This window comes from Rhodococcus sp. IEGM 1354, assembly GCF_030056855.1.
Classification (GTDB): Bacteria; Actinomycetota; Actinomycetes; order Mycobacteriales; family Mycobacteriaceae; genus Rhodococcoides.
The window spans coordinates 372533-383316 of sequence record NZ_JASHKT010000005.1 but is presented as its reverse complement, the minus strand read 5'-3'; the positions used below and the strand labels follow the sequence as shown (position 1 = coordinate 383316).

Genomic DNA, 10784 nt, shown 5'->3' with positions numbered 1-10784 from the left:
CTCGCGCCCCCGGGTCGTTCCGCAGGCTCCACTCGCGCCCCCGGGTCGTTCCGCAGGCTCCACTCGCGCCCCCGGGTCGTTCCGCAAGCTCCACTCGCGCCCCCTGGGTCGTTCCGCAGGCTCGACTCCCGCCCCCTGGGTCGTTCCGCAGGCTCCACTCCCGGTTGCCTAGGCTGGTCCCGTGTCCACCCAACCCGAGAACCTCACCCCACCGGCCACTTTTCGATCCGCCGGGGTCCTCGTCGCAGCACAAGGTGCCGTCTCACTGGTCGCGGCCTTCGTTCTCGTCGTGCGCGCGGTCTCCGGAGAGGGCGACAACGCCGTCGCCAACGGGTACGGCACGGCCGGGTGGTTCGGGGTGCTGGGCCTCGGCGTCGGCGCTGCGGGCGTCGCCCTGATTCTCGGGAAACGGTGGGGGAGGGCACTGGCAACCGTCGTGCAGCTACTGCTGCTTCCGGTCGTGTGGTCGCTGCTCACCGGTTCACATCAGACCGTCTACGGCGTCGTTCTGGGAATCGTCGTGGTTGCCGTGCTGGTGCTGCTGTTCAGTCCACCCTCGTCGCAGTGGATGGCGGCCGAGTACAGCGACGTCGACGACGAACCGCGTCTCTAGGGAGCTTTCGCTGCCAGGTCCCTCAGGGCACCGTCGGTCAAGCGGAATGTGGTCCACTCGTCCTGAGCCTGCGCGCCCAACGCTCGGTAGAACCCGATCGACGGAGTGTTCCAGTCCAACACCGACCAGGTCAGTCGCGTGTAGCCATTGGTTTCGCATTCGGCCGCCAACGCTGCCAGCAACGCGGTTCCGAATCCGTGCCCGCGTGCGTCCGGCTGCACGTAGAGGTCCTCCAGGTAGATTCCGTTGACCCCGTCCCAGGTGGAGAAGTTCAAGAACCACAGAGCGCATCCCACCACCACGCCGTCGTGCTCGGCGACGTGAGCGAATACCGACGGATTCTCACCGAACAGAGCGGACCGAAGTTGGTCGTCTCGGACCGTGCACAACGAGGACGCCTTCTCGTACTCCGCCAGTTCGTGGACCAACCCGGAGATGGCGGATACATCGTTTTCGGTGGCGCGTCGGATCATCGTGGACCTCCGGTCGGGGCGGTGCCGATCGAGCGATCGGTGGCTGCAGAGAGGATCGAGGGGTGAACATTGTGCGCGATGAGTTGTCGAAAGGAATGCTCGAAACCGAGCAACGAGTAGGCGGCCGGGGACAACGCGAAACGCTTCCCCTCGGTGATGGACGCCTCCGTCCAGCCCACGATCAGTGCTCGCGAGAAATGGCCGTGACCCACCAGCACCACGTCCCGCCCTTCGAGTAGCGGCAGGACGACGGACAGCACCAGTTCGACGCGAACAGCGATGTCACCGATAGACTCCCCGCCCGGGCACGGGTGCGTCCAGACGGTCCAGTGCGGCACTTTCTCGTGAATTTCCGACGAGGTGATGCCCTCGTAGTCGCCGTAGTCCCATTCCGACAGCGCGTCCCATGTTCGATCGACCTCGAGCCCCGCGAGATCGGCTGTCCGACGGGCACGTTCGCGCGGGCTGCTGATGACCACCGGGTCTCGCAATTTCAGCAGAGTCAGCAGTGAGCCGGCCTCGACTGCCTGCTGCTCACCGTGGGCGGTGAGTGGAACATCGGTGTTTCCGGTGTGCTTGCCTGCGAGGGCCCATTCGGTCTCCCCATGACGGAGTAGAACGACTCGGCCGGCCTCGACGGCTCCGTGAGTGGTCATGCACTCGATCATGCCTGCCGCTCGGGTGTGGGCTTCGTCATACCGAACCGGTGGATGTGTCCGAAAATGCGATTGAGTCCAGACCTACCGGACGGTTATTCTCTTCTGGATCTTCACCGTCGCAGGCAACGCAGTCCTGCCCGTCAGTGTGCGCATTGCATTGGCCTCGTAGCTCTTCTCATCGATCTGGAGAACAATGACCGACTTGCAGAAGCCCGCGCCCTCCGGTGCCCCGGAGAAGCTCGACGGAGCGTTGCTGAAGATCGCCGGTGTCGTCGTTCTCGGCGCGATCATGTCTATTCTCGACGTCACCGTCGTCAGCGTGGCCTTGAGAACGTTCACCGACGTGTTCGAGACCACGTACGCCAACGCGGCCTGGACGATGACCGGTTACACCCTCGCCTTGGCCACCGTCATCCCACTGACGGGCTGGGCCGCGGACCGTTTCGGCACCAAGCGTCTCTACATCACCGCACTGGTGCTGTTCGTTCTCGGTTCGGTGCTGTGCAGTTTCGCCTGGGACATCACGTCGTTGATCGTGTTCCGCGTACTGCAGGGCCTCGGCGGAGGCATGTTGATGCCCCTGGGCATGACGATCATGACGCGTGCCGCCGGCCCCGAACGGATCGGCCGCGTGATGGCCGTGCTCGGTGTGCCGATGCTGATCGGGCCCATCGCGGGCCCCATCCTCGGCGGCTGGCTGATCGAGGCCGCGAGCTGGCACTGGATCTTCCTCATCAACCTGCCGATCGGCATTCTCGCGCTGATCGCCGCGATCGTGATCTTTCCGCGAGACAATCCGACCCCGTCGGAATCGTTCGACTTCCGCGGGATGCTGATGCTCTCGCCCGGTCTGGCCCTGTTTCTCTATGGTGCGTCGTCGGTCGTCGAAACCGAGACCGTGCTGGCCGTCAAGGTGCTGGTTCCGGTCATCGTGGGCCTGGTGCTGATCGTGTTGTTCGTCTTCCACGCTCTGCGCGTCGAGCATCCGTTGATCGACCTGAGGCTCTTCCGGAACCGCTCACTCACCGTCGCAGTCATCACGACCACCTTCTTCATGGTCGCGTTCATGGGCGCAGGCTTGCTGTTTCCCAGCTACTTCCTGCTCCGCGGCGAGTCCACACTGTCGGCCGGGCTGCTTCTGGCACCGCAGGGTATCGGCGCGATGATCGCCATGCCGATCGCCGGCGTGATCGCAGACAAGACCGGTCCAGGACGAATCGTGCTGATGGGCATGGTGCTCATCACCGCAGGCATGGCGGTGTTCACCCAGGTCGGCACCAGCACGTCGTACACGTTGTTGATCGGAGCCTTGTTCGTCATGGGTCTGGGACTCGGCTCGACGATGATGCCCATCATGACTGCTGCGCTGCAGACGTTGACGAACGACACCGTCGCTCGTGGTTCGACATTGATGAACATCGTGCAGCAGGCCGCCGGATCGATCGGTACCGCCTTGATGTCGGTGGTGTTGACCGCGCAGCAGAAGCCGGCGCTGACAGCATCGAGCCAGCTCGAGGCATTCGACATCTCGGCGCGCGCGTTCGGTACCACCTTCATGGTCGCGTTGGTGCTCATCGTCATCACGTTCGTGCCCGCGTTCTTCCTGCCCCGAACCAAGCACGTTTCTCAGGAATCCGCGCCGCCGATCGTGATGCACTGACGCGCCCGGAACCGACAAACCTCGCTCGAGCGGTGAATCTAGGCAAGGATCAGGGCGTGACGACAATTCTTGCGGTAGCGAATCAGAAGGGCGGCGTGGCCAAGACCACCACGGTCGCCTCGCTGGCAGCCGCGCTGCACGCACTCGACCGACGCGTCCTGGTGGTCGATCTCGACCCGCAAGGTTGCCTGACGTTCTCGCTCGGACACAACCCGGACAAGCTCGACTCCTCGGTGCACGAGGTACTGACCGGGGATGCGCAGGTCGAGGACGTGCTGATAGAGACGGCAGAGGGAATCGTGCTGCTGCCCGCCACGATCGACCTCGCGGGTGCGGAGGCACTGCTGCTCATGCGCGCCGGTAGAGAGTTTGCGCTCAAACGCGCTCTGGCACCGATTCTGCAGGATTTCGACGTGGTCGTCATCGATTGCCCACCCTCGCTCGGGGTTCTCACGCTCAACGGTCTCACTGCCGCGCAATCGGTTCTGGTCCCGCTCCAGTGCGAGACGCTCGCTCACCGCGGCGTCGGACAATTGCTGCGGACGGTGTCCGAGGTGCAGCAGATCACCAACCCCGACCTCGCACTGCTGGGGGCACTTCCCACCCTGTTCGATGCTCGGACGACCCATAGCCGCGACGTGCTCGGAGATGTTTCCGACCGGTACTCGCTGCCGGTCCTCGCTCCGCCGATCCCCAGGACGGTGCGTTTCGCAGAGGCCAGTGCATCCGGCGCAACGGTGCTGTCGGGGCGAAAGAACAAGGGCGCGCAGGCGTATCGCGAGCTGGCCGAGAACTTGTTGGCCCACTGGGAGGGCACAGCAGAGCTGAAGACGTACGACCCCGCTGAGTAGCTCCTCCGCTTCGGCCGTCCGCGATCAGCCGTCCTCGATCAACAGTCCCTGATCAGCCCAGCGCGACCACGTCGGACCCACGTTGCTCGACGACGACATCGCCGATCACAGATGTCTGCACCGGCCCGTTGTAGTTGCCGCGATCGACCGGAATTTGGGCAATCACCGTTCCGGTGGCCGGCTCGAGCACTGCGATCGCGCCGGGCACCGGAAGCAGTAGCCTGCCGGCCATGACGGCACCGCTGCCGAGGGCCCCGGGTACGGACCACGCCGGTGCCAGGTCAGTGGAGTTCAGTGCCTGCACTCCCGATCCGGTGAACCAGGTGAACACCGAACCCTGTTTCGTCGCGGGCAGAGGGGGCGGTGCAGATGCGGGGTCGATGCCCGCAGGAAGTGGGAACTCGGCGATGGACGTGGCGGTGTCGTCGTAGAGCGCGACGCGCGCAGGGGCCCCGTTTGCTGCCGGAACATAGAGTGCGACAAGGCTTCCCATCAGAGCCAGGACGCGTCCGGATGTCGGAGCCTGCGCCGAGGTGACGAGATCCGGGACCACCGAAGATCCGTACTCCTCGGGTTCGCTCGCATCCTTGGGGGCAGGGTTGAGCAGAGACAGTCGTGCGGCAGGCTCACCCGGGCACTGTTCGAGCACTGCAGTCCGCGAATTGGACGAGGCGGTGGACAGGAGCGTGCATCCGGTTCTCGGCTGAGTACCCGGGTTGACCGGAGCATCGACGCGCCCGTATTCGAGTGTGCGCACCATGTCCGAGCGCCACAGTTCCATCCGAGTGTCACCTCGCGACGTCACGTAGGTGCCGTCGGACGAGAGGTACACCGCGTCGTCGGCATCGGAGGTGCGCTGCGCCTTACGAACGCCCGTCGATCCGTCGAGCGTGGTCACCTGCGAGCAACCGCGGTCGTCGCGGTAAACCGAGACAGCAGTGTTCCAGGAGGCGATCACCGAGCACAGGGGTAGGTCTCGCGAGTACGACCACGCCGGGTCGCCGGATCGCGAATCGTGGCCGACGACCGAACCGCCGTCGGCGGTTACGACGGTCGAACCGGTCACGACCGGAACCGGCGTATGCGCCGAATCGGTCGCCGGGCTCGGTGCCCGCCACAACTCGGACAGCGTGACGGGCACGGAGGCGGCCGACTCGGACGGCGCAAGAGGGTAGTCGGCCGTGACGGAGGTGGTGCCCCGAGCGTCGCCCGTGAGCCAGGCGACGCTCGCGGCCACGATCAGTGTCACTGCGATGACTGCCGCGACGACGAGATCGGTTCTCGACCTACGTTCTGGAGCCAGCACGGCTGGAGACTACTCCGACGCGCTCGCCGTCGACGGCCCGGTCTCGGCGGACGATCCGCTCGTGCGGCGACGGCGTCGGCGACGGGGAGCGGTCTTCGTCGACGATTCCGCTGTCGACGGATCGGTCGAATCCGACTGTGCTGCAACGGGATTCGCGGTCGACGCGGAGGCGTTGGCCGAGTCGGTCGAGGTCGAGGCCTGATCCCCGTCCTGTCCCGCGCGGGTGCGACGGCGGCTGCGTGAGCGGCGCGGCTTGCTCGGTGCGGACGCCTCTGCCGACGGGGCTGCGGACTCGGTGTCGGGGGCCTTGTCAGCGGTCTGCTCCGCGGCTCGCGCGGGTGCCGCCTTGCGTACGGTGCCGGTCGCATCGGTGGGGATATCGAGCTCGGCGAACAGATGCGGCGAGCTCGAGTAGGTCTCGACCGGATCCGGCATACCCAGATTCAGGGCCTTGTCGATCAGCTGCCAGCGCGGGATATCGTCCCAGTCGACGAGGGTGACGGCGATACCGGTGCGCCCCGCACGGCCGGTACGGCCGATGCGGTGGACGTAGGTCTTCTCGTCCTCGGGGCACTGGTAGTTGATGACGTGGGTGACGTCGTCGATATCGATACCCCGGGCCGCGACGTCGGTGGCGATCAGCACGTCGATCTTGCCGGTGCGGAACGCCTTGAGAGCCTTCTCGCGTTGGACCTGGCCGAGATCTCCGTGGACCGCGCCGACCGAGTAACCGCGCTCGGCGAGCTCGTCGGAAACCTTCTGCGCGGTGCGCTTGGTGCGGGTGAACACCATCGTCGCGCCGCGGCCTTCCGCCTTGAGGACCTTGGCGACCATCTCGACCTTGTCGAGTGCGTGCGCCCGGTAGACGTGCTGGGCGGTGCGATCGTGCACGGCGGAGGACTCCGCCTCTTCGGCCCGGATGTGCGTCGGCTGCGTCAGGAACGTGCGAGCCAGCGTGATGATCGGGCCGGGCATCGTCGCAGAGAACAGCATCGTCTGACGCTTGTCGGGGACCATGCCGAGGATGCGTTCGATGTCGGGAAGGAACCCGAGGTCGAGCATCTCGTCGGCCTCGTCGAGAACCAGGACGCCCACCTTGCCGAGGATCAGATGGTTCTGCTTGGCGAGGTCGAGCAGACGGCCGGGAGTGCCGACGACGACGTCGACGCCGTTCTGCAGCGCGCTGATCTGAGCTTCGTACGGGCGGCCGCCGTAGATGGAGAGAACCTTCACCGGGCCGTTCGCGCCGCTGAGGTATTTCGATGCGTTCTCGAGGTCGGAGCTGACCTGAACACACAGCTCACGGGTCGGCACGATGATCAGCGCGCGCGGCGTGCCGTCGAGGGGTGTCGTTCCGGAATTCTCCGTGGCCAGACGGTGCAGCAGAGGCACGCCGAAACCGAACGTCTTGCCCATGCCGGTCCTGGCCTGCCCGATGAGGTCGTCGCCCGCGATGGCCAGCGGAAGCGTGAGCTCCTGAATGGCGAAGGTGCGCTCGATGCCCATATCGGCGAGCGCGCGAACGATGTCGGCGTCGACGTTCAACTCGGCGAACGTCGGCGGCACGTGCGTGTCGTCCAGTTGCGCCGACAGGGTCGTGTCGCCGGTCTCGGATTCTTGGTCTACGACTATCTTGCTCAGGGGACTGGCCTTCCTCGTGGTCGAACGTACGCACAAGGAAGGGCACAGGCCTATTGCCGGCCGAAGTCGATGCCCTCAATCCGATGTGATGTCGCCGTCAGCCTCAGCGCGGCCGCGAACTGTGACGTTCGCTGCGGCGAAGCTCTCGAGGCGACCCGGATCAGGTGCGCACACATTATCGATGATCGCCGCATCGGCTTTCGGTCCGTGTGACAGGTCCGCGAGCAACGATCGACACCATGGTAGCTTGCCCGGCCCGATTCTCCACGGTCGACGGGTCGCGGCAGGTGCGACGCGCCCCGCGACGGGGCGTCGGACACGGGTCTACGATTCGTGGAATGGGAGCCCATTCGTCGGAGTCGTCGTCGCCCGCAGTTGCATCCACCGCCCTCGTCGGGTCGAGCGATCCGGACAGAGGGGAGCCCTCGATCGCACATGATCACCCGGGCGTTCCCGACTTGTTCGCCGTGCTCGCCTATGGCGAGATCTCTGCGTTCTACCGGTTGGCGGAGGACGCTCGAATGGCTCCGTCCATGGAAGGCCGGGTGGCGCTGGCGAGTATGGCCGCCGCCGAGATGAGTCACTTCGAGACGTTGGAACAGGCTTTGTCCAACCGTGGCCTCGACGTGTATTCGTCGATGGATCCGTTCGTGCGGGCTCTGGACGAGTACCACGCCTCCACCACGCCGTCGACCTGGTTGGAGTCGTTGGTCAAGGCATACGTGGGTGACGGAATCGCCGCTGATTTCTACCGGCAGATCGCGCACAGCCTCGCCCCCGACGTCGCGGAGATCGTCCGCGACGTGTTGGCCGAGACCGGGCATTCGGAGTTCGTCGTCCACGAGGTGTCCGAACGGGTCCGGGCGAGCTCCCAGGACAAGGCACGCCTGATGTTGTGGGGGCGTCGACTGCTCGGCGAGGCGATCACGCAGGCCCAGTTCGTGCTCGCGCAGCGCGAGTCGCTGACCGATCTCGTCATCACCGCGTCGGGCGACCTCAACGGGGTCGTCGCTCTGTTCGATCGCATGCAGGAGCAGCATGCCGAACGGATGTCCTCGCTCGGGTTGGACTGATCGGCTCGATCGGGCACCGGGCGGGGCGGGTCCCCGCCCGGTGTTCGCTGACAGCACAGGCCTGGAAGCGGCTGCGGCACGCGGGCTGCACTAGCCTGGCGAGAACAGCGTCAGTTGTCGAGAGTTCGGAGGTTGACCGTGGAGGTCAAGATCGGTGTGTCGGAGAGTTCCCGTGAGCTCGTCGTGAACAGTGCGCAGTCCCCGGCCGAGGTCGAAGCGCTCGTATCGACCGCCTTCGCAGGTAAGGACGGAGTGCTGTCGTTGGAGGACGAGAAGGGACGCAAGTTCTTGATCCAGACCGCCAAGGTGTCGTACGTCGAGATCGGCCCGTCCGATCCTCGCAAGGTCGGGTTCGCAACCACCTGAGACGGCCGGTAACACCACACGCCCCTCGTTCTTCTCGAACGAGGGGCGTGTGGCGTATGTGGGCGGGTTGCCCGACCGGCTGGTTACGGAGACTGCAGCGGAACGTGCGACAGGCCGCCCCAGGCCAGTGAAACCGTGGTGTCGACGGCGTCTTCCTTGGAGATCGGCCGATCTGCTTCGAGCCAGTAGCGTGCGGTGAACTGGCTGGCACCGACGAGGCCGACGGCCAGCACTCGTGCTCGGTACGGATCGAGTCCGGAATCGTGGGCGACCAGGTCGAAGACGGCGTCGACGCATGCTTCGGTCGCCTGCTCCACGCGGGCGTTGACCTGAGGGTCACCCATCAGATCCGACTCGAAGACCAGGCGGAAACCCTGGGTGTCGGTGTCGACGAAATCGTAGAACGCCAGAACCGCAGCGCGGACGCGTTGCTTGTTGTCGGTCGTCGACCGCAGAGCCTGACGAACCCCGGCGATGAGGGTGTCGACGTAGCTCTGCAGTACCGCCAGGTACAGCTCGAGTTTGCCGGGGAAGTGCTGGTAGAGAACCGGTTTGCTGACTCCGGCGCATTCGGCGATCTCGTCCATTCCCGACGCGTGATAGCCGCGGGTCACGAAGATTTCGCTCGCAGCAGCCAGCAGTTGCGCCCGACGGGCATCACGCGGCAGCCTGGCGCTGCGGCGGTTGCCGGTGGTGGCCGGACGGTCGGAGGACCTCCGGTCGTCGAGATCTGTCATCAAATATGTTCCCATCGCGTCGACAGCTGCGCTCGTCTTGGTTCGACAACGTGCGGTCCGGCGTGAACTTCCGGCGGGTGGCCTTCGGTTCGGACCGCTCGTAGCGCAGATCACGGGCAACGATACTCGTGGCCGTCGGCACCGCTGGGATCCTGGGGGATCCTTGTCGGAAACGGGCGATCTCGAATCACATCGGATGGTTTGTTTGTACGATGTTTGTCGTACCGAGAGCCCGATAGATCCGTCCCCGGTATCGGCGTGCCGAGCGGCGAGCGAGCAGGATTGTGAGATCGTGAGCGAGTGACTGACCGAGGCGAGCCGCGAATTCGCGGCGGTGTGCAGTCCGGCGGGTTCGACGAGCGGTCGGACGATCTTCCACGAGGCGTGGGTGGTCGTGGGTCGCATCAGCCCTTGCGCGCGCAGTGGGACCCGACGCAGCGCGAGGTCAAGGACCGCAGTCGCCGCCCCGAGCGTGACGTGCGTAAACAGACCAAGTTGGGAAAGTTCGCCGCCACCTACGGCTGGCGGGCGTACGCGGTACCGATTCTGATCGCCGTCACCGCGCTCGTGGTCGTCGATGCCGTTCGGGCCGGTGACCCGGTTGTCGGCACCGCCTCTCAGGGCACCTCGCAGGACCCAGGGTTCGGCACGCTGAGTTCCGATACGTCCGGAACCGGAATCATCGGGGTCCCGCCGCAGGCCGACGGCAATTTCGCGGAAACGATCTCGTCCGGTGAGCTGCCCGACGGTGGGCCGTTCGCGGTGCAGGGGGCAGGCACCTGGCACACCGTCGCCGGGAGCACCGAGCAGGTCGGCCAGGGAACCGAGCGGGTGTTCACCTATACCGTCGAGGTCGAGGACGGTGTGGACACCGTCGGTTTCGGCGGCGACGAGTCGTTCGGCCGTCTGGTGGATCAGACGTTGGCCAACCCCAAGAGCTGGACCAACGACCCGCGTTTCGCGTTCCGGCGTATCGATCAGGGTGACCCGGATTTTCGGATTTCCCTGACGTCGCAGATGTCCATTCGGCAGGCGTGTGGATACGACATCCAACTCGAGGTGTCCTGCTACAACCCCGGCATCGAGCGGGTCGTGCTCAACGAACCCAGATGGGTACGCGGAGCGATCTCCTTCCAGGGAGACATCGGTTCGTACCGTCAGTATCAGATCAACCACGAGGTCGGGCACGCCATCGGCTACCAGCAGCATCAGCCGTGCGAAACCGACGGCGGGCTGGCACCGGTGATGATGCAGCAGACGTTCGGAACGGCCAACGACGACATCGCGCGGCTCGACCCCGAGGGCGTCGTGCCCATGGACGGCAAGACCTGCCGGTTCAACCCGTGGCCCTATCCGCGCGGGTGAACGATCGCGGATTAGATTCGAAGGCGGCGAACGCAGTTGT

General features: G+C 65.4%; 11 protein-coding genes. 6 read left to right on the top strand and 5 right to left on the bottom strand.

Features of this window, described 5'->3' with window-relative positions:
• The first annotated feature begins 181 nt into the window (after positions 1–181).
• Complete coding sequence (locus QM588_RS13935) at positions 182–613, top strand: hypothetical protein (RefSeq protein WP_283314051.1); 432 nt, start codon at positions 182–184, stop codon at positions 611–613.
• Here the strand turns inward: QM588_RS13935 and QM588_RS13930 are convergent.
• Both QM588_RS13930 and QM588_RS13925 read right to left on the bottom strand, forming a co-directional pair.
• Positions 610–1086, bottom strand: coding sequence for a GNAT family N-acetyltransferase (locus QM588_RS13930; RefSeq protein ID WP_283314050.1), 477 nt, complete (start codon positions 1084–1086; stop codon positions 610–612). The genes QM588_RS13935 and QM588_RS13930 overlap by 4 nt on opposite strands.
• A complete protein-coding gene (locus QM588_RS13925) occupies positions 1083–1742 on the bottom strand; it encodes an acid phosphatase (RefSeq protein WP_283314048.1) in 660 nt (219 codons plus the stop codon). Before QM588_RS13925 ends, QM588_RS13930 begins: the two co-directional genes overlap by 4 nt.
• Before the next feature lie 196 nt (positions 1743–1938).
• On the opposite strand from QM588_RS13925, the gene QM588_RS13920 reads away from it, so the two are divergent.
• Together QM588_RS13920 and QM588_RS13915 are read left to right on the top strand one after the other, a co-directional pair.
• Positions 1939–3405 (top strand): DHA2 family efflux MFS transporter permease subunit, encoded by a 1467-nt coding sequence (locus tag QM588_RS13920; protein ID WP_283314046.1) that lies wholly within the window; start codon positions 1939–1941, stop codon positions 3403–3405.
• Between the two features lie 56 nt (positions 3406–3461).
• Positions 3462–4256, top strand: a complete 795-nt coding sequence (locus QM588_RS13915) for a ParA family protein (RefSeq protein WP_027496529.1) — start codon at positions 3462–3464, stop codon at positions 4254–4256.
• Between the two features lie 52 nt (positions 4257–4308).
• Here the strand turns inward: QM588_RS13915 and QM588_RS13910 are convergent, their stop codons facing one another.
• Entirely contained in the window at positions 4309–5562 is a 1254-nt protein-coding gene (locus QM588_RS13910) for an Rv3212 family protein (RefSeq protein ID WP_283314045.1), read from the bottom strand.
• A 9-nt stretch (positions 5563–5571) separates the two neighbouring features.
• Positions 5572–7239 (bottom strand): DEAD/DEAH box helicase, encoded by a 1668-nt coding sequence (locus QM588_RS13905; protein ID WP_283314043.1) that lies wholly within the window; start codon positions 7237–7239, stop codon positions 5572–5574.
• 302 nt (positions 7240–7541) lie between these two features.
• Between QM588_RS13905 and QM588_RS13900 the strand changes: the two genes are divergently transcribed.
• Both QM588_RS13900 and QM588_RS13895 read left to right on the top strand, forming a co-directional pair.
• Complete coding sequence (locus QM588_RS13900) at positions 7542–8276, top strand: ferritin-like fold-containing protein (RefSeq protein WP_283314042.1); 735 nt, start codon at positions 7542–7544, stop codon at positions 8274–8276.
• 138 nt (positions 8277–8414) lie between these two features.
• Complete coding sequence (locus QM588_RS13895; protein ID WP_027496533.1) at positions 8415–8642, top strand: DUF3107 domain-containing protein; 228 nt, start codon at positions 8415–8417, stop codon at positions 8640–8642.
• 83 nt (positions 8643–8725) lie between these two features.
• Here the strand turns inward: QM588_RS13895 and QM588_RS13890 are convergent, their stop codons facing one another.
• On the bottom strand, positions 8726–9379 hold the full coding sequence (locus QM588_RS13890; RefSeq protein ID WP_027496534.1) for a TetR/AcrR family transcriptional regulator: 654 nt from the start codon (positions 9377–9379) through the stop codon (positions 8726–8728).
• A 336-nt stretch (positions 9380–9715) separates the two neighbouring features.
• Here QM588_RS13890 and QM588_RS13885 point away from each other — a divergent pair, with 336 nt between their 5' ends.
• Positions 9716–10744, top strand: a complete 1029-nt coding sequence (locus tag QM588_RS13885) for a DUF3152 domain-containing protein (RefSeq protein ID WP_370878773.1) — start codon at positions 9716–9718, stop codon at positions 10742–10744.
• Positions 10745–10784: the final 40 nt, after the last annotated feature.

Excerpts from the sequence above, each read along its gene's own strand:
- QM588_RS13930 (WP_283314050.1), bottom strand. The coding sequence starts at position 1,086 with ATGATCCGACGCGCCACCGAAAACGATGTATCCGCCATCTCCGGGTTG.
- QM588_RS13925 (WP_283314048.1), bottom strand. The coding sequence starts at position 1,742 with ATGACCACTCACGGAGCCGTCGAGGCCGGCCGAGTCGTTCTACTCCGT.
- QM588_RS13920 (WP_283314046.1), top strand. The coding sequence starts at position 1,939 with ATGACCGACTTGCAGAAGCCCGCGCCCTCCGGTGCCCCGGAGAAGCTC.
- QM588_RS13900 (WP_283314042.1), top strand. The coding sequence starts at position 7,542 with ATGGGAGCCCATTCGTCGGAGTCGTCGTCGCCCGCAGTTGCATCCACC.
- QM588_RS13890 (WP_027496534.1), bottom strand. The coding sequence starts at position 9,379 with ATGACAGATCTCGACGACCGGAGGTCCTCCGACCGTCCGGCCACCACC.